The 22,367-nt window shown below is 72.6% G+C and carries 17 protein-coding genes; 11 read left to right on the forward strand and 6 right to left on the reverse strand.

The features are described 5' to 3' along the window. Positions 1-4: 4 nt before the first annotated feature. Positions 5-1,801 carry an ABC transporter ATP-binding protein gene (locus ACIG36_RS07125; RefSeq protein WP_399923266.1) on the reverse strand — a complete coding sequence of 599 codons (1,797 nt, stop codon included), beginning with the start codon at positions 1,799-1,801 and terminating at the stop codon, positions 5-7. Between the two features lie 137 nt (positions 1,802-1,938). Here ACIG36_RS07125 and ACIG36_RS07130 point away from each other — a divergent pair, with 137 nt between their 5' ends. Then, positions 1,939-2,376, forward strand: coding sequence for a MarR family winged helix-turn-helix transcriptional regulator (locus tag ACIG36_RS07130; protein WP_399923269.1), 438 nt, complete (start codon positions 1,939-1,941; stop codon positions 2,374-2,376). Positions 2,377-2,508: 132 nt separating this feature from the next. On the opposite strand, the gene ACIG36_RS07135 is transcribed toward ACIG36_RS07130, so the two are convergent. Continuing rightward, positions 2,509-4,122: a peptide-N4-asparagine amidase gene (locus ACIG36_RS07135; RefSeq protein ID WP_399923272.1), complete on the reverse strand. Its 1,614-nt coding sequence runs from the start codon at positions 4,120-4,122 to the stop codon at positions 2,509-2,511. A 151-nt stretch (positions 4,123-4,273) separates the two neighbouring features. On the opposite strand from ACIG36_RS07135, the gene ACIG36_RS07140 reads away from it, so the two are divergent. Both ACIG36_RS07140 and ACIG36_RS07145 read left to right on the forward strand, forming a co-directional pair. After that, complete coding sequence (locus ACIG36_RS07140; protein ID WP_399923275.1) at positions 4,274-6,112, forward strand: ABC transporter transmembrane domain-containing protein; 1,839 nt, start codon at positions 4,274-4,276, stop codon at positions 6,110-6,112. Next, positions 6,109-7,890: an ABC transporter ATP-binding protein gene (locus tag ACIG36_RS07145; RefSeq protein WP_399923278.1), complete on the forward strand. Its 1,782-nt coding sequence runs from the start codon at positions 6,109-6,111 to the stop codon at positions 7,888-7,890. Before ACIG36_RS07140 ends, ACIG36_RS07145 begins: the two co-directional genes overlap by 4 nt. Before the next feature lie 29 nt (positions 7,891-7,919). Here ACIG36_RS07145 and ACIG36_RS07150 read toward each other — a convergent pair whose 3' ends face one another. After that, complete coding sequence (locus ACIG36_RS07150; RefSeq protein WP_399923281.1) at positions 7,920-8,711, reverse strand: metal-dependent hydrolase; 792 nt, start codon at positions 8,709-8,711, stop codon at positions 7,920-7,922. Positions 8,712-8,844: 133 nt separating this feature from the next. Between ACIG36_RS07150 and ACIG36_RS07155 the strand changes: the two genes are divergently transcribed. Together ACIG36_RS07155 and ACIG36_RS07160 are read left to right on the forward strand one after the other, a co-directional pair. Further along, positions 8,845-11,358, forward strand: a complete 2,514-nt coding sequence (locus ACIG36_RS07155) for a DEAD/DEAH box helicase (protein ID WP_399923284.1) — start codon at positions 8,845-8,847, stop codon at positions 11,356-11,358. Positions 11,359-11,407: 49 nt separating this feature from the next. Next, positions 11,408-12,271: an acyl-CoA thioesterase gene (locus ACIG36_RS07160; RefSeq protein WP_399923287.1), complete on the forward strand. Its 864-nt coding sequence runs from the start codon at positions 11,408-11,410 to the stop codon at positions 12,269-12,271. Between the two features lie 57 nt (positions 12,272-12,328). On the opposite strand, the gene ACIG36_RS07165 is transcribed toward ACIG36_RS07160, so the two are convergent. Both ACIG36_RS07165 and ACIG36_RS07170 read right to left on the reverse strand, forming a co-directional pair. Continuing rightward, on the reverse strand, positions 12,329-13,261 hold the full coding sequence (locus tag ACIG36_RS07165; protein WP_399923290.1) for a DUF6397 family protein: 933 nt from the start codon (positions 13,259-13,261) through the stop codon (positions 12,329-12,331). A 66-nt stretch (positions 13,262-13,327) separates the two neighbouring features. Continuing rightward, a complete protein-coding gene (locus ACIG36_RS07170; RefSeq protein WP_399923293.1) occupies positions 13,328-13,741 on the reverse strand; it encodes a roadblock/LC7 domain-containing protein in 414 nt (137 codons plus the stop codon). A 272-nt stretch (positions 13,742-14,013) separates the two neighbouring features. Between ACIG36_RS07170 and ACIG36_RS07175 the strand changes: the two genes are divergently transcribed. The 4 genes from ACIG36_RS07175 to ACIG36_RS07190 all read left to right on the forward strand — a co-directional run bounded on the left by ACIG36_RS07175 (position 14,014) and on the right by ACIG36_RS07190 (position 17,738). Continuing rightward, on the forward strand, positions 14,014-14,364 hold the full coding sequence (locus ACIG36_RS07175; protein ID WP_399923295.1) for a hypothetical protein: 351 nt from the start codon (positions 14,014-14,016) through the stop codon (positions 14,362-14,364). Positions 14,365-14,575: 211 nt separating this feature from the next. Beyond that, entirely contained in the window at positions 14,576-15,415 is an 840-nt protein-coding gene (locus ACIG36_RS07180; RefSeq protein WP_399923997.1) for an alkaline phosphatase family protein, read from the forward strand. A 2-nt stretch (positions 15,416-15,417) separates the two neighbouring features. Next, positions 15,418-16,704 carry an MFS transporter gene (locus ACIG36_RS07185; RefSeq protein ID WP_399923298.1) on the forward strand — a complete coding sequence of 429 codons (1,287 nt, stop codon included), beginning with the start codon at positions 15,418-15,420 and terminating at the stop codon, positions 16,702-16,704. A 5-nt stretch (positions 16,705-16,709) separates the two neighbouring features. After that, positions 16,710-17,738 (forward strand): TolB family protein, encoded by a 1,029-nt coding sequence (locus ACIG36_RS07190; protein ID WP_399924000.1) that lies wholly within the window; start codon positions 16,710-16,712, stop codon positions 17,736-17,738. Between the two features lie 19 nt (positions 17,739-17,757). Here ACIG36_RS07190 and ACIG36_RS07195 read toward each other — a convergent pair whose 3' ends face one another. Beyond that, positions 17,758-17,940, reverse strand: coding sequence for a hypothetical protein (locus tag ACIG36_RS07195; RefSeq protein ID WP_399923301.1), 183 nt, complete (start codon positions 17,938-17,940; stop codon positions 17,758-17,760). 210 nt (positions 17,941-18,150) lie between these two features. On the opposite strand from ACIG36_RS07195, the gene ACIG36_RS07200 reads away from it, so the two are divergent. Together ACIG36_RS07200 and ACIG36_RS07205 are read left to right on the forward strand one after the other, a co-directional pair. Further along, the gene (locus tag ACIG36_RS07200; RefSeq protein ID WP_399923304.1) at positions 18,151-21,075 is read left to right on the forward strand and encodes a DEAD/DEAH box helicase; all 2,925 of its coding nucleotides are present in this window, start codon (positions 18,151-18,153) and stop codon (positions 21,073-21,075) included. Beyond that, the gene (locus tag ACIG36_RS07205; RefSeq protein ID WP_399923306.1) at positions 21,072-22,325 is read left to right on the forward strand and encodes an SWF or SNF family helicase; all 1,254 of its coding nucleotides are present in this window, start codon (positions 21,072-21,074) and stop codon (positions 22,323-22,325) included. Before ACIG36_RS07200 ends, ACIG36_RS07205 begins: the two co-directional genes overlap by 4 nt. The last annotated feature ends 42 nt before the right edge of the window (positions 22,326-22,367 follow it).

Consider the following 22,367-nt stretch of genomic DNA (forward strand, 5'->3'; position numbering starts at 1 on the left):
CGTCTCAGACCTTGGCCGTCAGGTGCGTGTCACGGCGCACCAGTGCGGCGTACTGCCCGTTGTCGGCGAGGAGTTCCTGGTGGGTGCCGCGTTCGGTGATGCGGCCCCCGTCGAGGACGACGATCTGGTCGGCGTGGCGGACCGTGGAGAGCCGGTGCGCGATGGTGATCGTCGTACGACCGGCGGACAGCGCGTCGATGGCCTGCTGCACGGCGAGCTCGGTGTGGTTGTCGAGCGCGCTGGTCGCCTCGTCGAGGATGAGCACGGGCGGGTCGCGCAGGATCGTGCGGGCTATGGCCAGCCGCTGCTTCTCCCCGCCGGAGAAGCGGTAGCCGCGCTCGCCGACCACGGTGTCGTAGCCGTCGGGCAGGGCGGCTATGTAGTCGTGGATCTGCGCGGCCTCGGCGGCGGCCCTGATCTCCTCGTCCGTGGCGTCGGGTTTGGCGAAGCGGAGGTTGTCGGCGACGGAGGCGTGGAAGAGGTAGGTCTCCTGAGTGACCACGCCGACCGCGCGGGCGAGGGTGTCGAAATCGAGGTCACGGACGTCGACGCCGTCCAGCAGGACGCGTCCGCCGGTGACGTCGTAGAGCCGGGGCACGAGATGGCTCAGCGTGCTCTTGCCGGCGCCCGACGGGCCGACGACCGCCAGGCTGCCGCCGGCCGGGACCTCGAGGTCGATGCCGGAGAGCGCCGCGCCGGCGGGCTCGTAGGAGAAGGTGACGTCCTCGAAGCGGACCTCTCCGCGGATCTTCTCCAGGCGCACCGGGTGCTCGGGCTCGGTGATGTCCACCGGCAGGTCGAGGTATTCGAAGATCCGCTGGAAGAGCGCGACGGAGGTCTGCATCTGCACGCCGGTGGAGAGCAGGCTGACCGTGGGCCGGTAGAGGTTCTGCTGGAGGGAGACGAAGGCGACGATCGTGCCGAGGGAGATGTCCGGGCCGCCCGTCTGCAGCGCGAGGCCGGCGGCCCAGTAGACGAGCGCGGGCATGGCGGCCATGACGATGCTGATGGTGGACATCCGCCACCGCCCGGCCATGCTGGTGCGCACCTCGAGGCCGACGAGCCGTTCCGATTCGGTGGCGAAGGCCTTGGTGAGGGAGTCCGACCGGCCCATGGTGCGGCCGAGCAGAATGCCGCTCACCGACAGCGATTCGGTGACCATGGCGGCCATGGACGCCATCTGACCCTGCCGCTCGGCGGTGATCCTCTTGCGCTCGTCACCGACGCGGCGGCTGATCCAGACGAACAGCGGCAGCAGCAGGAGGGAGACGGCCGTCAGCCGCCAGTCGAGGGCCAGCATGGCGGCGACGGTGGCGATCACGCCGGTGAGGTTGGAGACCAGCGACGTGGCGGTGGAGGTGACGGTGGCCTGCATGCCGCCGATGTCGTTGGCGATGCGGGACTGCACTTCGCCCGTGCGGGTGCGGGTGAAGAAGGCGATCGGCATGCTCTGCAGGCGGCCGTAGACCGCGGTGCGCAGGTCGTGCATGACGCGCTGGCCGACGGTTGTGGAGATCAGGGTCTGCAGCACGCCGAAGACGCTGTTGACGACCGCGGCGGCGATCATTCCGAGGGCGAGCAGGCTCAGCAGACCGGTGCGGCCGTGCGGGATGGCCTCGTCGAGGACCTCGCGCAGCATGAACGGCGAGGCGACTGTGACGAGGGACGATGCGGCCACGAGCAGCCCGACGAGGGCGAGCCGACCGCGGTACGGGCGGAAGAGGCGGAGGATGCGCCGCACCTGCGCGGGCTTCTCCGGGTCCGCGGGAGGTGGTGTCCAGTTCGGTTCGTCGTGAGGCATGGGCTCCTTCAGCGAGGTCGGTCCGGTGGCCGGAACGGGAAAGAACGCTGACCGCGCCGAGAGCTCCGGCGCTGTACAGAGCATAGCTCACTGTTACCTATATTCACAATGGACGGTGTCCTGATAACATTGCGATCATGACGGCCCCCGACACGTCCGGCCAGCTCGCCGAGCAGCTGCTGAGGCTGACCCGCAGGCTCCACCGCGCGCAGAAGCGCTATCTGGATCCGGTCGGCATCACCCCCGCCCAGTCGCGGCTGCTGCGCACCGTCGCCCACTACGAGACGCCCCCGCGGATGGCGGATCTGGCCCAGCACCTGGAAGTGGTGCCCCGGGCGGTCACGACACTGGTCGACGCCCTGGAGGCCAACGGCGCGGTGCGCCGCGTGCCGGACCCGTCCAACCGCCGGGTGACCCGGATAGAGCTCACCGACGAGGGGCGGGCGACGCTGCGCGCCCTGCGCGAGGCCCGGCGCGCGGCCGTGGAGGAGGTCCTCGCCCCCCTCGACGACGGGCAGCGCGACGTGCTCGGCGGCCTGCTGGCCGAGCTGCTGACCCGGTCGGTCCGCCCCTGACCACTCGTCCGGTCCCGCCCGTCGAACCGAGCCGGGCGGGCCGCGGAGCCGCTGTCCGGCTCACGCGCACCCGCCCGGCGGTCTTATGGGATCAGGGGGGTCTTAAGGGATCAGCAGGAGATCAACGAGAGGTCAGCAGCGGTGCCGGTCCTCCGTCAGCTCGCCCTGAGCCGTGGCCAGGGTGTGGTCGTAACAGGTGCCGGGGCCGAGGAGGCGGTAGCGCTCGCGTGAGACGCCCGTGGCGTGGCGCTGCTCGCGCGGCACGTTCTGGTTGTAGGCGGCGTCACCCGTGTAGGTGTCGTCCATGCGGGACCAGCCGATGCGCTCACCGGCGCGCAGGGTGACGCTGTCGGCGCGGTCGCCCATGGTCATCACCGTGCGCAGGCGGTCCCCCGCGCCGACCGTGATCTCGCCGTCCATGGTGTAGACGCGGTGCGCGCCGGTCGCGGTGGCCGGGCCGCGCCCGGCGACAGTGACCGTCTCGTCGTCGGTCCAGCGGGCCTTGAGGCCGTCCGTCGACTCGCCGGCGGTCCAGCGGTGCGTGGAGGCCGCGGCGACCTGGCGGGAAACGGTCGTGGTGACCCGCCCGTGCGAGGTGTCGACGTAGCCGGCGACGGTCAGGGAGTTGCCGCCCTCGGACTTCAGCCGGTGCTCGGTGCCGGCCTCGTACGCGGTGGTACTGGCCGGAGTGCCCGCGCGGTGCGTGGTGAGCGCACCAGTGACCCGCTCCGACTCGGCGTCCTGCCACACCAGGACGTTCACGGGCGTGCTCCAGCCGCTCTGTCCCTGCGGTACGCCCGCGACGGATATCGCGACGGTGTGCGGCTTGCCGTCGTTGAGCAGCCCGGCGAAGGGCGTGAGGTCGTACTCGAGCGGACGTACGTCGAAGGCGCGCGGTCCGGGGATCACGTACCAGAGGAACGGGTTGGACCAGCCGCCGGTCCACACGGTCGGGAACGGCGCCGCGATTCCGGCGAGCCGCCCGTCCACCGAGACCCGCACCTCGCGGTAGGGGCCGTCCTTCGCCTTGCACGAGTAGGGCGCGGCGTCCGGCACGGTGAGGTACCAGAACTCCTCGCAGCCGCCGCCCGATCCGGTGGCGTACACCTCCGCCACGATCCGCTCGCTGTTGGCGGGAGTGCTCAGCTTGCCCTCGTACACCGCGCCCTCGTGGTGCGCGTCGTCGAGGGTGAGGACCTTGTCCGGGGTCTGCGCCGGCTTCACCCTGCCCTCGGCCTTGTAGAACGTCAGCGTCACCTTGACCTTGATGACGCCGGTGTAGGTCTCGTTGACGAGGTTGCCGATGAGCATCTCCACGGGCTGCCGGTCGCGCAGCGTGGGGGCGTAGCGGGTGACGTCCTTCTCCACGTTCCAGGTGATGCCTTCGGGGGAGGGTTCGGGAGTCGAGGTGCGCAGGACCTCGACGCCGCCTATGTGCAGATAGCCGAGGCGGTCGTACTGCCGTCCGGCGACCGCGCCCTCCAGCCGCAGGACGACCTTGTTCCAGCGGTCGCCGCAGCCCTTGGGCGGCAGGTATGTGCCCTTGTAGGGCGTGTAGTCGCGGAACTCCGTTTCGGCGACGGTCACTTTGCACGAGGTGGTGGCGGGCCTGTCCACCGGCGGGGTGGCCGTGATGGGGTCGTGCCAGTCGGTGCCGAATTCGGCGGGCGCCGCGGCCGTGGCAGGGCCGGCGCCCAGCAGCAGGCCGAGCGTGGCGGCGCACAGCACGAGAAGCAGTCGTCTCATGGGGCAGGAGTGAAGCGCTTCACCGGGCAGCACACCAGTAGCGGTCTGGCCTGATCCGCGGGCCCGCGCGAAAAACCAGTTGAACCGGACGCTCCCCTGGCGCGAGCCTTGCACGGCGCCCCCGCCCACACCATGCCGAATCCGGGATGTCATGCAAATTCGCGATCTTCCCTATCCGGACCCGGGCCGACCGGACGTCCGGTCAGGCCTCCGCTTCCTGCTCTGGCTCGGCCGCACCCAGTTGGGCGGCCAGGTGAGGGCCATGCTCTGGGGCACCCTCCACATGGCGTCCGTCGCCCTGTTCCCGCTGGCCGTCGGCCTGGCCGTGCAGGCCGTCGTGGACGGATCCGGAGCGCGGCTGGCCGCGGCGGGTGGCCTGATGCTGGCGCTCGGGGCCCTCACCGCGCTGGGGGACACGATGCTGCACCGCGTGTCCGTCACCAACTGGATCACGGTCGCGGCCCGGGTGCAGCAGCTACTGGCGCGCAAGACGGCCGAGTTGGGTGCCGCGCTGACCCGGCGGGTGGCCGCCGGAGAGGTCGTCGCCGTCTCGACCGGTGACGTCGAGAAAATCGGCTGGTTCGTGGAGGCCTTCTCCCGCTTCGTCTCCGCCGCGCTCACCACCGTCGTGGTGAGCGCGGCTCTTGTCGTCTACCAGCCCGCGCTGGGCGTGGTGGTGGCGATCGGGGTGCCCGTACTGGCCCTCGCCGTACTGCCGTTGCTGCCGCCCGCGGCCAAACGGGCGGACGAACAGCGGGAGAAGGCGGGCAGGGCCACCGAACTGGCCTCGGACACCGTCGCCGGCCTGCGTGTGCTGCGGGGCATCGGCGGCGAGGAGCTGTTCCTGACCCGCTACCGTGCCGCCTCGCAGGAGGTGCGCAGGGCGGCCGTGCGCAGCGCGCGGATGTGGGCTCTGATCGCGGCCGTACAGGTCCTGCTGCCGGGCCTGCTGCTCATCGCGGTGGTCTGGTACGGCGTCGCGCTGGCCCGCGACGGGCGGATCGGCGTGGGTGAGCTGGTCACCGTCTACGGCGTGGTCACCTTCCTGCTGTTCCCCTTGCGGCAGTTCGAGGAGATCGCCATGGCGTACTCCTTCTCCCGGCCGTCCGCGCAGCGCGCGGCCCGGGTGCTGGGCCTGGAGCGCACCACCCCGGTGGACCACGAGGGGGCGTCCGAAGCCGTGCTCCGGGGCGATCTGTACGACCCGGCCAGCGGCCTTCTGGCCCCGGCCGGGCAGCTGACCGCCGTGGTGTGCGGCGACCCCGACGCGGCGGGCCGGCTCGCCGACCGGCTCGGCGGCCACGCGCCGGACGGCACGGGCGACGTGCCCTCGGCGCTGCTGGGCGAGGTGGCGCTGGACGAGGTGCCGCTGGAGGCGGCGCGGGCGGCGGTGCTCGTCCAGGACAAGGACCCGGTGCTGCTGTCGGGCACCCTCGCCGAGCTGCTGGACGTGCCGTCCTCGGGGAACGTGACCGCCGGCGCGGCCCTGGCGGCGGCACAGTGCGACGACGTACTGGTCTCCCTGGCGCAGGCCTCGGCGGACGCCGGTGGCGACCCAATGCGGACCCGGATCACCGAGCGCGGGCGTTCGCTGTCCGGCGGGCAGCGGCAGCGGCTGGCACTGGCCCGCTCGCTGGTGACCGACCCGGAGGTGCTGGTGCTGGACGAGCCCACCTCGGCCGTCGACTCGCACACCGAGGCCCGGATCGCGGACGGCGTACGCGCCCTGCGGCAGGGACGGACGACGGTGATGTTCTCCTCCAGCCCGCTGCTGCTGGACCGGGCCGACCGCGTGGTGTTCGTACGGGACGGCAAGGTGTCGGCGGTGGGGTCGCACGGCGAGCTCGTGCGCACCGACCCGGTGTACCGCGCGGTCGTCACCCGCAGGACGGACGAGGACCGGGACGAGGACCCGGACGAGGACATGGACACGGAGCTCGCGGAGTTCGACAGGAGCGAGCAGAGCGAGCAGATCGGGGAGTCGGCATGATCGGGGTGGCGCCGCCGGCGTACGACCCGGCCGCACCGGAGTCGGCGACGACGCTGCCGGTGGGCGGATCGGCCACGGTGCGGGCCTATGTGCGGGATCTGCTGCGCCGGCACCGTGCGGCCTTCGTCCTGCTGGTGGTGGTGAACGCGATCGCGGTGACGGCCTCGATGGTCGGCCCGTATCTGCTGGGCGACCTGGTCGAGGACCTGTCGGCCGGCTCGGGCGAGCTCCACGCGGGGCGCGCCGTCTCGCTCTTCGCGGTCGCCCTGGCCGTACAGACCGTGTTCGTCCGCATGGTGCGGCTGCGCGGGGCGGTGCTGGGCGAACAGATGCTGGCGGACCTGCGCGAGGACTTCCTCGTGCGGTCGGTGGCACTGCCGCCGGGCGTGCTGGAGCGGGCCGGGACCGGCGATCTGCTCTCGCGGATCACCACGGACATCGACCGCCTGGCCGAGGCCATGCGCGAGGCGGTGCCCCAGCTGGCGATCGGCTTCGTCTGGGCCGGCCTGCTGCTGGGCGCGCTGACGGTGACCGCGCCGCCGCTCGCGCTGTGCGTGCTGATCGCGCTGCCGCTGCTGATCGCCGGCTGCCGCTGGTACTTCCGGCGGGCACCGGCCGCCTACCGTTCCGAGGCCGCCGGATACGCGGCCGTCGCCGCGTCGCTGGCGGAGACCGTGGACGCCGGCCGGACCATCGAGGCGCACCGGCTGGGGCGCCGCCGGGTGGAGCTCTCCGACCGGCGGATCGCGGAGTGGACCGCGTGGGAGCGCTACACGCTGTGGCTGCGCTCGGTCCTCTTCCCCGTCATCAATGTGACCCATGTGCTGCTGCTCGGCGCCGTCCTGCTCATCGGTGGCCTGTTCGTGCTGCGGGGGTGGCTGTCGGTGGGGCAGCTGACGACCGGCGCGCTGCTGGCGCAGATGCTGGTGGAGCCGCTCGGGCTGATCCTGCGCTGGTACGACGAGCTCCAGATCGCCCAGGTGTCCCTGGCCCGGCTGGTGGGCATTCGTGAGATCGAGCCCGACGGGGCGGACGAGAAGCTGCACCCGGCGGGCCGGGAGGTACGGGCGGAGGATGTCCGCTTCGGCTACCTTCCCGGCACCGACGTCCTGCACGGGGTCTCCCTCGACGTGCGGCCGGGCAGCCGGGTGGCCCTGGTCGGCCCGTCGGGCGCCGGCAAGTCGACGCTGGGCCGGCTGCTGGCCGGGATCTACGCGCCGCGCACCGGCGAGGTGACCCTGGGCGGTGCCGAGCTCTCCCGGATGCCGGCGGAGCGGGTGCGCCGGCATGTGGCGCTGGTCAACCAGGAGCACCACGTCTTCGTCGGCTCGCTGCGCGACAACCTGCTGCTGGCCCGGACGGACGCCGGCGACGGCGAGCTGTGGTCGGCGCTGGGCGCGGTGGACGCGGACGGCTGGGCGCGGGCGCTGGAGAAGGGCCTGGACACCGAGGTCGGGTCGGGCGGCCTGGCTCTCACCCCGGCCCAGGCCCAGCAGGTCGCGCTGGCGCGGCTGGTCCTGGCCGATCCGCACACGCTGGTCCTGGACGAGGCGACGTCCCTGCTGGATCCGCGGGCTGCCCGGCATCTGGAGCGCTCGCTGGCGAAGGTGCTGGAGGGACGCACCGTCGTGGCGATCGCGCACCGGCTGCACACCGCGCACGACGCCGACGTGATCGTGGTGGCGGAGGACGGCCGGGTCAGTGAGCTGGGCAGCCACGACGAACTGGTCGCGGCGGGCGGGGCGTACGCGGCGCTCTGGCGCTCCTGGCACCAGTAGCCGCCGGCGCGGACCGGGGCCCGGGACGGTCAGATGATGTCCAGGGCCCCGAGCCCGCCGACGCCGCCGAGCAGCATGAAGGCCGGCATCAGCACCTTCACCTCCACCCGGCTGCCCGCCCGGAACCGCATGGCCTTGGGCGGGCCGAGCGGGTACCAGCGCTTGCGGCCTATGGGAATGGGCCACAGGATCGGGCAGCCCGAGACGGTCAGGGCGTCCCCGATGTCGTGCACGAGCGCGCCGAGGACGATCGGCAGGCCCAGCCACAGGTACTCCTGGCCTGGTCCGGTGAACAGCCATGAGGAGCCGTTGCCCGGTTCGTCCAGGATCCCGGCCAGTATCCAGGCGCTCGTCGCCCCGAGCAGCCAGACCAGCACATCGCTGGAGGTGCGGGCCGCCCGCCACAGCAGTCCCTCGACGGCCAGCACCATGTGCACGAAGAGGATGCCGAGCACGGCCCAGCGGTCGCCGGTCATCGCCAGCGCCGAGGCCCCGGCCCCGATCAGCACCGCCCACAGCGCGGTGTGGGTCAGGGTGCGGTGGCCGCCGTTGCGGCGCGGGTCGCCCTTGGCCCTGGTCGCCTTGTACACCGTGTGCGAGAGCTGGTCGATGATGCCGCACAGGATGCGCGACACCGGGCCGAAGGATCGCGATATCGTCGCCGACTTGTGGTCGAGGTCGGGGGCGAGCGCCGCACCGGCGCAGATCAGCGCGCCGACGACGAGCACGGGCCAGGGCATCGGGTGTCCGGCGGCCGCCACGGCCGCTCCCACCCCCAGCCAGGCCGCCGCTCCCGAGAGCGAGTGCGCCGGTCCCATCATGGTCGTTCCACCTCTTCGTCAGCCGGCGTCCCGCCTTCCTGACGCCGTGTCGGCGACTCAGCGTAATGCCCGAATGATCATCGTTCGACCGGCCGGTTCCCTGATCCGGGCCGGGGCCAGGCAGTATGGGGGTGTGACCCTTATCGATCAGATGCCGAGCCATGCCGACCCCGATGCCCTCTTCGAAGCTTTCTCGACCTGGGCCGAGGAGCGGGGCATCACGCTGTACCCCGCTCAGGAGGAGGCGCTGATCGAGGTGGTCTCCGGCGCGAATGTGATCCTTTCGACGCCGACCGGTTCGGGCAAGAGCCTCGTCGCGGCCGGTGCCCACTTCACGGCGCTGGCCAACGACCAGGTGACCTTCTACACCGCCCCCATCAAGGCGCTGGTGTCGGAGAAGTTCTTCGACCTGTGCAAGATCTTCGGCACCGAGAACGTCGGCATGCTCACCGGCGACGCCTCGGTCAACGCCGACGCCCCCGTCATCTGCTGCACGGCCGAGGTGCTCGCCTCGATCGCCCTGCGGGACGGCAAGGACGCCGACATCGGCCAGGTCGTGATGGACGAGTTCCACTTCTATGCGGAGCCCGACCGCGGCTGGGCCTGGCAGATCCCGCTGCTGGAGCTGCCGCAGGCGCAGTTCATCCTGATGTCCGCGACCCTCGGCGACGTCTCCCGCTTCGAGGAGGACCTGACCCGGCGCACCGGGCGGCCCACCGCGGTGGTGCGCTCGGCGACGCGGCCCGTTCCGCTGTCGTACGAGTACCGCGCGACGCCGCTGACCGAGACCCTGACCGAGCTTCTCCACACCCACCAGGCGCCCGTGTACATCGTGCACTTCACGCAGGCGGCCGCCGTCGAGCGGGCGCAGGCGCTGATGAGCATCAACATGTGCTCGCGCGAGGAGAAGGACGAGATCGCCAAGCTGATCGGCAATTTCCGCTTCACCACCAAGTTCGGCCGCAACCTCTCGCGGTTCGTCCGCCACGGCATCGGGGTGCACCACGCGGGCATGCTGCCCAAGTACCGGCGGCTGGTGGAACGGCTGGCCCAGGCCGGTCTGCTGAAGGTCATCTGCGGAACGGACACGCTCGGCGTCGGCGTCAACGTGCCGATCCGCACCGTGCTGTTCACCGCGCTGACCAAGTACGACGGCCAGCGGGTGCGCACGCTGCGCGCCCGGGAGTTCCACCAGATCGCGGGCCGGGCCGGGCGGGCCGGCTTCGACACGGCGGGCTTCGTCGTGGCCCAGGCGCCCGACCACGTCATCGAGAACGAGAAGGCGCTGGCGAAGGCGGGCGACGACCCCAAGAAGCGCCGCAAGGTGGTCCGCAAGAAGGCCCCCGAGGGCTTCGTGGGCTGGACCGAGAACACCTTCGAGAAGCTCATCGCCGCCGAGCCCGAGCAGCTCACCTCCCGCTTCCGCGTCACCCACGCGATGCTGCTGGCGGTCATCGCGCGGCCCGGCAACGCCTTCGATGCGATGCGCAGGCTGCTGGAGGACAACCACGAGCCGCGCCGGAACCAGCTGCGGCACATCCGCCGGGCCATCGCCATCTACCGCTCGCTCCTGGACGGCGGCGTGGTCGAGCAGCTCGACCAGCCGGACGCCGAGGGCCGCATCGTGCGGCTCACGGTCGACCTGCAGTCGGACTTCGCGCTCAACCAACCGCTGTCGACCTTCGCCCTCGCCTCCTTCGAGCTTCTCGACCCCGAGTCGCCCTCCTACGCCCTGGACCTGGTCTCGGTCGTGGAGTCCACGCTGGACGACCCGCGCCAGATCCTCGCCGCCCAGCAGAACAAGGCGCGCGGCGAGGCCGTCGCGGCGATGAAGGCGGAGGGCGTCGAGTACGAGGACCGCATGGAGCGGCTCATGGACGTCAGCTACCCCAAGCCGCTGGAGGAGCTGCTGACCCACGCCTACGACGTCTACCGCAAGAGCCACCCGTGGGTCGGCGACCACCCGCTGTCGCCGAAGTCGGTCATCCGCGACATGTACGAGCGCGCCATGACCTTCACGGAGTTCACCTCCCACTACGACCTCGCCCGCACCGAGGGCATCGTGCTGCGCTACCTGGCCAGTGCCTACAAGGCGCTGGACCACACGGTGCCGGACGACCTGAAGTCCGACGACTTCGAGGACCTGATCGCCTGGCTGGGCGAGATGGTGCGCCAGGTCGACTCCAGCCTGCTGGACGAGTGGGAACAGCTGGCGAACCCCGAGGAGGAGACGGCGGAGGAGGCCCAGGACCGCGCCGACCAGGTCAAGCCGGTCACTGCCAACGCCCGCGCCTTCCGCGTGCTGGTGCGCAACGCGCTGTTCCGCCGGGTGGAGCTGGCGGCCCTCGACAAGGTCGCCGAGCTCGGCGAGATGGACGCCGAGTACGGCTGGGACGAGGAGCGCTGGGGCGAGGCCATGGACGCCTACTGGGACGAGTACGACGAGCTGGGCACCGGACCGGACGCGCGCGGGCCCAAGCTGCTGCGGATCGAGGAGCGCCCGCAGGACGGGCTGTGGCGCGTCCGGCAGACCTTCGCCGACCCCAACGGCGACCACGACTGGGGCATCTCCGCCGAGGTGGACCTCGCGGCGTCCGATGAGGAAGGGCGCGCGGTGGTCCGCGTGATGGAGGTCGGTCAGCTGTAGCCTCCCAGTCGCCGCCCGCGGCGCGGGCACCGGCCGTGAAGGAGTGGCGATGACGTCTCCCGCCGACCGTCTGGTGGGTCTGCTCGACCTCGAGAGGATCGATCTCAACATCTTCCGGGGCCGCAGCCCGGACGAATCGCTGCAGCGCGTCTTCGGCGGGCAGGTGGCCGGCCAGGCGCTGGTGGCGGCCGGGCGGACCACGGACGGGGACCGCCCGGTCCACTCGCTGCACGCGTATTTCCTGCGGCCGGGCCGGCCGGGAGTGCCCATCGTGTACCAGGTGGAGCGGGTGCGCGACGGGCGGTCCTTCACCACCCGCCGGGTGGTGGCCGTCCAGCAGGGCCGTACGATCTTCAACCTCACCGCCTCCTTCCATCAGCCCGAGCCGGGCTTCGAGCACCAGGTGCCGATGCCCGACGTGCCCGAGCCGGAGAAGCTGCCCCGGCTCGCCGACGAGATCCGCGATCACCTCGGCGAGCTCCCCGAGGCGCTCCAGCGCATGGAGCGCCGTATGACCTTCGACATCCGTTATGTGGACCGGCTGCGCTGGACGCCGGCGGAGCTGCGCGGCGCCGAGCCGCGCAGCGCGGTGTGGATGCGCGCGGTGCGGCCGCTCGGCGATGACCCGCTCGTGCACACCTGCGCGATCACCTACGCCAGCGACATGACCCTGCTCGACGCGGTGCGCCTGCCCGTCGAGCCGCTGTGGGGGCCGCGCGGCTTCGACCTGGCCTCGCTGGATCACGCCATGTGGTTCCACCGGGCCTTCCGCGCGGACGAGTGGTTCCTCTATCAGCAGGAGTCACCGATCGCCACCGGCGCCCGGGGCCTGGCCCGTGGCCTGATCTTCGACCGTGCGGGCAGGCTCCTGGCATCAGTGATGCAGGAAGGGCTCTTCCGCAAGCTCGCTTGAGGCTCGCCACCGGCCCGACGCGTCTGTCCGTCAGGCCCGCCCGCCGCGTCCGCCACGTTACGTCCGCCCGAGCAGCCGGGCCCACAACCCCCTTGGCCCGGCCCGTTCCGGCCCGGGTGCCGACGGCGTCGCCGGACGCTCCCCGGCGACGGGCGGCGGTACGACGGGCGGTGACGCGACGGGCGGCGGTACGGCCAGGGGCAGCCGGGCCGCGGCGGGAGCCGGCCGGTCGGCGCGCGCCCGGGTCAGCGCGGCGGTCAGGCAGTGCCGGTGCCAGTCGATCTCGTCCCGGTCCTGCGCGATGACGAGTTCGCCGATCACCTCCCGGGCCGCTGTGGCCTCGGGGCGGGCCCGTGCGAGGACCGGGCGCAGGGCGCTCAGACAGGCCCGTTCGCCGGGGTCGGGCACAGCCTGGGCCAGTTCGACCGGGTCCAGCACGGCCGCAGGCACCGCCGCCCGTTCCCATGGATCCTGGGCCTGGGCCACCAGTTGGTCGAGCCTGCGGGCCCGCCAGCCGCGGGCACGGCGGTCGGGGTGTTTCTCGAGGGCCTCCGTCAGCAGGGCGGGCGTGCGGCCCGTCAGCAGCTCGGGATTGCCGTCGGCGAATTCCACGAGGTCGGACGCGAGGTAGTACCAGACGACGGCCCTGTACCGGTTGACGTAGAAGCGCACGGGGGCGAAGCAGCCACCCCGGGCGAGACGGGCGAACCGCGCGGGGCTGATCCCCATCAGCTCGGCGCCCTCCGCCGTGCCGACCACCCAGAGCCGGGTGCGCAGCGCCTTGGGGAAGCCCTCGGCGGACCGGTGCCGTTCGATCTCCTCACGGGCGACCCGCCGCCGCGCTCCCGGGCCCACGGCGACGGTCCGCACCTCCCCCAGCTGGACGGCCAGCTCGAACTCGCGCGGCGCGAGCTCCAGCTCCCGTGCCGCCCGCGTGAACGCGACGGTCTCTTCGCCGATGCCGCGCGCCTGGTCCTGTCGTACCGCCATGACACCCTCCCCACTACCAGTCGGTCACTGACAGTGACGAAGATAGCGGTGCGGCGCCCCAACGCGTCAGGCCTGTGGATAACCACCCTTCCGCTCCTCCGCCCCGCCGCCGTCCGGCCCCTCTCCGACCCGGTTGACCAGCAGCGTCATCTCGTAGGCGATCTGGCCGACGTCGGCCTGCGCGCCACCGAGGACGCACAGGCAGTTCTCCTCACCCACGGCCGTCACGAACAGGACGCCCCCGTCGAATTCGATCATCGTCTGACGCACCCGGCCCGCCCGGAAATGCCGGCCGGTCCCCCTGGCCAGGCTGTGCAGGCCGGATGCGACGGCCGCCAGGTGTTCGGCGTCCGCCCGCTCCAGGGTCGCGCTGGCCCCCGTCACCAACCCGTCGTTGGACAGCACCAGCGCGTGGCGTATTTCCCCGACGCGTTCGGTCAGGTCGTCCAACATCGAGTCGAGTTCCTTGCCGATTGACATGCCTTGCCTCCCCGTTCCGCAATTCCCCGTAAGTGCCGTGCAAGCCTTGCTCACCTCTGTGCTCGCGGCAACCCGCCCGGTACTCCGGTACGCGTCTGTGCGCCAGTTGGCACAGGATGCGGACGCGGAACGGAAAATCGGCGGAGAAGAGTGGCGGGAATTCGCCGATACGCCTCGCGTCGACAAGGCGGTACACGAAGGCGATCGGCACCGGGCACCGGCCGGTCCCCCGTCATTTGTCGGAGGTTCAACTCCACCCCCACCGGGCACACTTGAACGACCGCAGGAAATGCCGCTCGTGGGGGCAGGTGATCCGCGTGTTCGACAAACTTCGCAGGCGCCTCGAAGAGGTCCGGCAACCACCCGTCGCGCGGCCGCCCGTGAGTCCCGGTGCGGGACGCTCGCGGCAGCGCAATCTCTTCGAGGCGGCGGCGGTTTATGTCGCCGCGTGCGCCGAGAACGACGTGGAAAAGAGTGCTGAAGCGGCGCGGTGGGTCTCACCGGAAGCCCTCGGCTTCGGCGTGAACGAGCTTGCCTGCCGGGCCGTCATAGCGCTGGCGCGCGAGCGCGACGAGTCGCCGCAGACCGTGGCCCGCACACTGCTCGGCCTGCCCGCGGCCTGAGGACGACCGGCGCGGCGCCGCCTGCCGATCGGCGGGCGTTCCCGAATCCGTCACTTTGAAGTCGTGTACATGTCATACGGCTCGCTCTACGCTGCCAGCGCACGCCGCGCACCCCCACCGACTTCCCCCCCCCCGCACGGAGGATCTCGTGCCCGCCGCAGCCCGCCCCGACAGCCCCCGCCGCTCCCGTCGCCCGAGCCGCCGTCACGCCATCGCCCTGACCACGGCCTTCGGGCTGGCCGCCACCTCCCTCGGCCTGTGGGCCGCGGACTCCGCCGCGGCCCCGGCCCTGCCCACCCCGGACCACGTCGTGGTCGTCGTCTTCGAGAACCGCGCCTACAACCAGGTCATGGGCAGCTCCAGCGCCCCGTACATCAACTCGCTCGCCGCCGGCGGCGCGAACCTGACCGCCTCCTACGCCGAGACCCATCCCAGTCAGCCCAACTACTACGCGCTCTTCTCCGGCGACACCCAGGGCGTCACCGACGACAGCTGCGTCGACCCCGGCTTCAGCGACGAGCCCAACCTCGCCTCCGAGCTCATCGCCGAGGGCAGAACCTGGGCCAGCTACAACGAGTCCCTGCCCGCCGAGGGATCCACCGTCTGCAAGAGCGGCAAGTACCGGCAGAAGCACAACCCCTGGTTCGGCTTCGCCAACGTCCCCACCAGCACCGCGCACACCTTCGACGCCTTCCCCAGCGACTACGACACCCTCCCCACCGTCTCCTTCGTCGTGCCGAACATGTGCAACGACATGCACGACTGTTCCGTGCGCACCGGCGACACCTGGCTGAAGGACAACCTCAAGGGCTACGCCGACTGGGCCAAGACCCACAACAGCCTGCTCCTGGTGACCTTCGACGAGGACAACCGCCTCAGCGGCAACCGCATCCCCACCGTCCTCCACGGCCAGCACGTCAAGGCCGGTGCCACCTCGAACACCACGTACAACCACTACGACGTGCTGCGCACCCTGGAGACCATGTACGGCCTGCCGCACACCGGAAACGCCGCGAACGGCAAGGACATCACCGGCATCTGGAACAGCTGACCGTGTACCTCGCGGACAGCCGCACCGCCCCGGCCACCACCGCCGGCAACCGCGGCCCCCGCAGCCGACGCGCCGCCGCCGTGCCCGGCACAGTGCTCGCCCTCGGTGCGGTCAGCCTGATCACCGACGTCTCCTCGGAGATGGTCACGGCGGTGCTGCCGCTCTACCTCGTCGCCGGACTGGGCCTTTCACCCCTCGGCTTCGGCCTCCTGGACGGCCTCTACAACGGTGTCGGCGCGCTGGTGCGCCTCGTCGGCGGACGGCTCGCGGACCGCGGCGAGGGCGGTCACAAGACGGTGGCCGCCGTGGGCTACGGCCTCTCCGCGCTGTGCAAGCCCCTGCTGCTCGTCGCCCACAGCCTGCCACTGATCGGCGCCGTGCTCGCCGCCGACCGCACGGGCAAGGGGCTGCGCACCGCGCCGCGCGACGCAATGATCTCGCTGGCCTGCGAACCGGCCGGGCGAGGCCGGGCCTTCGGCGTGCACCGCGCCATGGACACCGCCGGGGCCCTGCTCGGCCCGCTGCTCGCCTTCCTCGTCCTGCGGGCCGCCGCGGAGGGCTATGACGCCGTCTTCGTCGTGAGCGGATGCGCGGCCGCGCTCGGCGTGCTCGTCCTCCTGCTGTTCGTGCCCGGCCGACGGACGGATTCCGCCGACTCCAGGCACCGGCGGCACCCGGCGGACCGGGTGCCGCTGCGCGAACTGCTGCGCCGTCCCGGCGTTCGCCGGCTGACCTGCTGCGCGATGCTGCTCGGCCTGACCACCGTCAGCGACTCCTTCCTCTACCTCACCCTGCAACGGCGTCTGAACCTGCCGGAGTCCTGGTTCCCGCTGCTGCCCCTGGGCACCGCCGGAACGTTTCTCCTGCTGGCGGTTCCGCTCGGCGCCGTCGCCGACCGCTTCGGCCGCCGCAGGCTGTTCCTCTGCGGCCACCTCGCACTCCTGGGGGCGTACGCACTGCTCGTAGCGCCGCTCGGCGGCTCCTCCGCGCTCGCCTGCCTGGTCCTCGCCCTGCACGGCTGCTTCTACGCCTCCACCGACGGTGTGCTCGCCGCCGCGACCGCCGACGCCGTACCGCGAGCCGTCCGCGGCAGTGGCCTGGCCGTGGTGCAGACCGGCCAGGCCACCGCCCGCTTCGTCTGCTCGATCGCTTTCGGCGCCGCCTGGACCGTCTGGGGCGAGCGCACGGCCCTGGGCGCGGCGGCGGCCGGGCTGTTCGTCTCCGCCGCCCTCAGCGCGCTGCTGCTGCGTCCCTCACCCACCGACGTCACACCGGAGTCCGCCCGTTGAACCGCATGCGCCTCGGCCGCAGGCACCGTCTGCTGATCCTGCTCGCCGCCGTCCTGCTGCTGACCGGAGTGGCCGTGGGCGCGACCCTGCACGCCGCCGGCAGGGCCACCGAGAAGGACCGCGCCCGGTCCGACGGACCGCCCGTGCGCTCCGGCACGGTCACCCTGGACGCCCCGGGCCGCAGCGTCTTTCGCAACATGGCCTGGGGTCCGCACCGCGACGAGATCTCCTCGGTCGCCGACAGCGACCCGTCCGGGCCACGCACCGCCTCCGGCGTCCGCTGCCTGCGCTTCCACACGGCCGCGGGGACCGGCGTGTGCCTCCAGTCGGTACGCGGCGGGCTGCGGGAGGCCTACCGGGCCGTCGTCCTCGACGCGCGTCTGCGCGAGGTGCGCCGCTACGACCTGGCGGGCATCCCCTCCCGCGCCCGCGTCTCCCCCGACGGGCAGACCGTCGCCTGGACGGTGTTCGTCAGCGGCGACTCCTACGCGGGCACCGCCTTCTCCACCCGCACCTCGGTTCTCGACGTCCGCTCCGGAGCGATCGACCGCAATCTGGAGGACTACCGGGTCGTTGTGGACGGCCGCCCGCACAAGGCCGCGGACATCAACGTCTGGGGTGTGACCTTCGCCGACGACACGCGCTTCTACGCCACCGTCGCCACTGGCGGAAGGACATACCTGGCGCTCGGCGACCGCTCGGCCCGGACGCTGCGGACCCTGCACGGCAACGTCGAATGCCCGTCCCTGTCCCCCGACGGAACGCGTATCGCCTACAAGAAACGCGTCCAGGGCGCCTCCTCCGACGCGCCCTGGCGGTTGTACGTCCTGGACCTGCGCACCCTGCGCGAGACCGCCACCGCCGAGCGGCGCAGCGTCGACGATCAGGCGGTCTGGCGGGACGCGCGTACCCTGGTCTACTCGCTGCCGGGCAACTACGGCTCCGACCTGTGGACCGTTCCGGCCGACGGCTCCGGCACGGCGAGCAGGGCGATGACGGCGGCGCTCGCCCCCGCGTTCACCGGCCGACGGTAGGGCACGCCCCGGACATGCGCTAGCGGCCGAGCTGCTTGCGGGAGACCCGGCGCAGCCTCTTGCGCTGTGAGGAGTCCAGCAGCAGATACGCGCCGACCGGTACGCCGACGATCACCAGCAGCGCCGCCCAGAAGGGCAGCAGCCACAGCAGGATCACTCCCACCGCCACACCGCCGGCGGCGACCTTGGCCCTGTTGGTCATCTCCGTGCCTCCTTCGCGACGGCTGCCGCGACGCGTGCCGCTGTGCCCGTCACAACGACCGGCGGTCGTGCCCTGTTCCCCGCCCCTCCCGCAGCGGAGCGCCGACAGCCACACAAAGTATATGGCGCACGTCACACGCTAAAACGCTTCGCCGGACTCGCCGGTCCTGTACCCTCGGCGACTCCGACTTCCACTAGTCAAATTTGAGGAATGCGCAGCTCTGTGATCACACCTCCTGTCGCAACACCCTCCGACATCTCGCTGCTCGCCCGCTGCCGGGCGGTCTTCCTCCCCGCGGACCCCGCCCGCACGGGCCGCGTCGCGTTCTGGCGGCCGGACGGCGACGCACCCGTCACGACGGCCGCCGTCGAAGAGCTGACCATCGCCGTCCCGGACGGCCGGGACGTGGCCACCGCGGCCGTACGCGCCACCGTGCTCCCCGTGCGCCAGGCCCTGCCCGTCCTCACCCGCGCCCGCGCCGCCGGAGCCGACGAGGCGGCCGCGTTCTGGGGAGCCGTGGCCGTGCTCGCTCTGCAACTGGCCGCCCGCGGCAAGCTGCTGCCGGGCCTGACCGCGACCGACCACGACGCCTGGCGCGTCGGCCCGCTCACCCCCGACGACCTGCGCCGGGTACGCGACCTGTCCGCCGCCATGCCGCCGGCCGCCCACGCCGTACCGCTGCCGGGCGACGGCCCGCCGCTGCTGCCCGAACCCGAAGCCCTCGTCCGCGCCTTCCTCGACGCCGTCGCCGACGGCCTGCCCCGCTCCCCCGCCGCCGCACTCGCCGCCGGGCACTCCGCCTTCGCGGCCCCAGAGCCGCAGCGGCTGCCCGAACAGCGGGCGTGGGCTGCGGACGTCGCCGCCGGCCACGACGCGGGCGTACGGCTGTCCCTGCGGGTGGAGGTGCTCGGCCTGACCGCCACGGCGCACACGGCCGACGAGGACGAAGGCCACGAGGAGGACGTGCGCCCGAGCTTCCGGGTCGTGCCGCAACTGCACAGCCTCAGTGATCCCGCGCTCGTCGCGGACGCCGCGGACGTATGGTCCGGCGCCTCCCCCGCGGGGCGGGCGCTCGGCCGCAACGCCCGCATGAACGCGCTGCTGGCGCTGCGTCGTGCCACGCACGCGTGGCCCGCGCTCACACCCCTGCTGTCGAAGGCCGCCCCGGACGCCCTCGAGCTCGCCGACGAGGAGGCCGGCGAACTGCTCGGCGCCGCCGCGGCGGCGCTGGACGCCGCCGGCGTCGAGGTGCACTGGCCCCGGCAGTTCGCCCGCACGCTCACCGCCCGTGCGGTCGTCGGCCCTCCGGACGACGACGAGGCCGCGGCCGGCGACCGCCGCTCGGGCCTGCCGTCCCTGATGTCCGCCGACGCCCTGCTCTCCTTCAGCTGGCGCTTCGCCATCGGCGACCGGGAGCTGACCAGGGAGGAGCTCGACCGGCTCGCCGAGGCGAGCCGCCCCGCCGTGCGCCTGCGCGACCAGTGGGTCCTCGTCGACCCGGAGGCGGTGCGCCGCGCCCGTGAGCGCCGGGACCGTGCGCTCACCCCGGTCGAGGCGCTGGGCGCCGCCCTCACCGGCCGCGCCCGGACCGGCGGGGCGGACGACGAGACCGTCGACGTCCGGGCCACCGGCTGGCTCGCGGCGCTCCGCGACCGCGTCGCCGACCCCGAGGCCTCCCGTGAGCCGGTCGCCCAGCCCGCCGAGCTCGCCGCCACCCTGCGCGACTACCAGCTGCGGGGCCTGAACTGGCTCGACCGGATGACCTCCCTCGGCCTCGGCGGCTGCCTGGCCGACGACATGGGCCTGGGCAAGACCATCACCCTCATCGCGCTCCACCTGCACCGCCGGACACTGCCCGACTCGGCCGGACCGACCCTCGTGGTCTGCCCCACCTCCCTGATGGGCAACTGGCAGCGCGAGATCGAACGTTTCGCCCCCGGCACCCCCGTGCGCCGCTTCCATGGCTCCGCGCGCTCCCTGGACGGCCTGGATGACGGCGAGTTCGTGCTCACCACCTACGGCACGATGCGGCTGGACGCGAAGGCACTGGCGGAGACGGGCTGGGGGATGGTCGTCGCCGACGAGGCCCAGCACGTCAAGAACCCCTACTCCGCCACCGCCAAGGCACTGCGCACCATCCGTGCCAAGGCGCGGGTCGCGCTCACCGGAACCCCGGTCGAGAACAACCTCTCCGAGCTGTGGGCGATCCTCGACTGGACGACGCCGGGCCTCCTCGGCTCCCTGAGCGGCTTCCGCCGACGCTACGCCCAGGCCGTCGAGGGCGGCACCGATCCGGCCGCCGCCGAGCGGCTGGCGACGCTCGTCCGCCCGTTCCTGCTGCGCCGCCGCAAGTCGGATCCGGGCATCGCGCCCGAGCTTCCGCCCAAGACCGAGACGGACCGGGCGGTCGCCCTCACCACGGAGCAGGCGGCGCTGTACGAGGCCGTGGTGCGGGAGTTGCTGGCCGAGGTGGCCGAAGCGGACGGATTCGAGCGGCGCGGGCTCATCGTCAAGCTGCTCACCGGGCTGAAGCAGATCTGCAACCACCCGGCGCAGTACCTCAAGGAACACGAAGCGGGGTCCGGTGTGCCGCGTGTCGCGGGGCGTTCCGGCAAGGTGGAGCTCCTGGACGAGCTGCTGGACACCATCCTCGCCGAGGGGGCGAGCGTGCTGGTCTTCACCCAGTACGTGCAGATGGCACGGCTCCTGGAACGGCATCTGGGCGCGCGCGGCGTGCCCTCCCAATTCCTGCACGGGGGGACGTCCGTCGCCCATCGCGAGGAGATGGTCCGCCGTTTCCAGGCGGGCGACGTGCCGGTGTTCCTGTTGTCGCTGAAGGCCGCGGGTACCGGTCTGAACCTGACGCGGGCGGCGCACGTCGTGCACTTCGACCGCTGGTGGAACCCGGCGGTCGAGGCCCAGGCGACGGACCGCGCCTACCGCATCGGCCAGACGCAGCCCGTCCAGGTGCACCGTCTGATCGCCGAGGGCACGATCGAGGACCGGATCGCGGAGATGCTCACCCGCAAGCAGGCGCTGGCGGACGCGGTGCTGGGCGGCGGGGAGGCCGCCCTGACCGAGCTGACCGACGCCGAGCTGGCCGAACTGGTGGAACTGAGGGGGACCGCACGATGACCGAAGTCTCGACGGAACGCGTCTTCGAGGCACTGCCGCCCGTGCGCGAGCGGGCGTTCGCCCGGAGCTGGTGGGGCCGGGCATGGCTCAAGGCCCTGGAGGACAGCGCGCTGGACGGCCGGCAGGTGAAGGCCGGACGCAGGCACGCGCGGGCGGGAGCGGTCGGCGCGGTGTCCATACGCCCCGGCCGGCTCACCGCGCTCGTGCGCGACAGTGACGGCACGCTCCACCGCTCCGATGTGCTGGTCCAGCAGTTGTCCGAGGCGCAGTGGGACCGCTTCCTCGGCCTGGTGGCCGAGCGCGCCGGTCACATCGCCGCGCTGTTGGACCGCGACATGCCGCCGCACCTGGTGGAGGACGCGGCCGCGGCGGGCGTCGACCTGCTGCCCGGCATCGGCGACCTGGAAGCGGAGTGCGCCTGCGGCAGCTGGGACCACTGCGCGCACACGGCGGCGCTGTGCCATCAGGTGGCGCGGCTGCTGGACCAGGACCCGTTCGTCCTGCTGCTGTTGCGCGGGCGCGGTGAACGCGACCTGCTCGACGAGCTGCGGGAGCGCGGCGCCGCGCGCACCACCGCACGCGCCCCGGAGCCGCCCGCCGGTATACCGGCGCGTGAGGCGTTCGCGGCGCGCGAGGCCCTGCCGCCGCTGCCCGAGCCCCCGCCCATGGTGGACGCGCCCGGCCGCCCGCCCGTGCTCACCGGTGACACCCCTCCCGCGCCCGGACTCGACGCGGCGGCACTGGAGTTCCTGATCGCGGACGCGGCCATCCGGGCCCGGCAGCTGCTGGCCGAGGCACTGGCACCCGGCCATGAGCACACGCCCGTCCCGGAGGAACCGACGCTCCGGCAGGATGCCGTCCGCATGGCCGCTTCGTGCCCGCCGGAACACGTGACCGCGCGCCTGGCGGCCGGGTGCGGCTACGGCCGGGCGGAGCTGGCACGGGCCGTGCGCGCCTGGGAGTACGGGGGAGCCGCGGGGCTGAGCGTGCTGGAGGACGACTGGACGCCGGGGACCGAGGCACGCGCGCGTGCCGTCGACCGGCTGGCCGCCGCCTGGCAGGACGACGACGCCCCGCGCCTGTGGGCGACCGGCAACCGCTGGACGGCGGTCGGCACGGACACCCAGCTGCGCTACGGGCGTGACGGGCGCTGGTGGCCGTACCGCAAGGAGGGCGGCCACTGGCAGCCCGCCGGCCCGAGCGACCACGATCCGGCCGCGGCCCTGGCCGGGGCGCTCCTGGACGACTGACAGGCGACCGGCCGGTCAGCCGCCACCGGCCGGCCAAGCGCC

This window comes from Streptomyces sp. NPDC053048 (assembly GCF_044547045.1).
GTDB lineage: Bacteria > Actinomycetota > Actinomycetes > Streptomycetales > Streptomycetaceae > Streptomyces.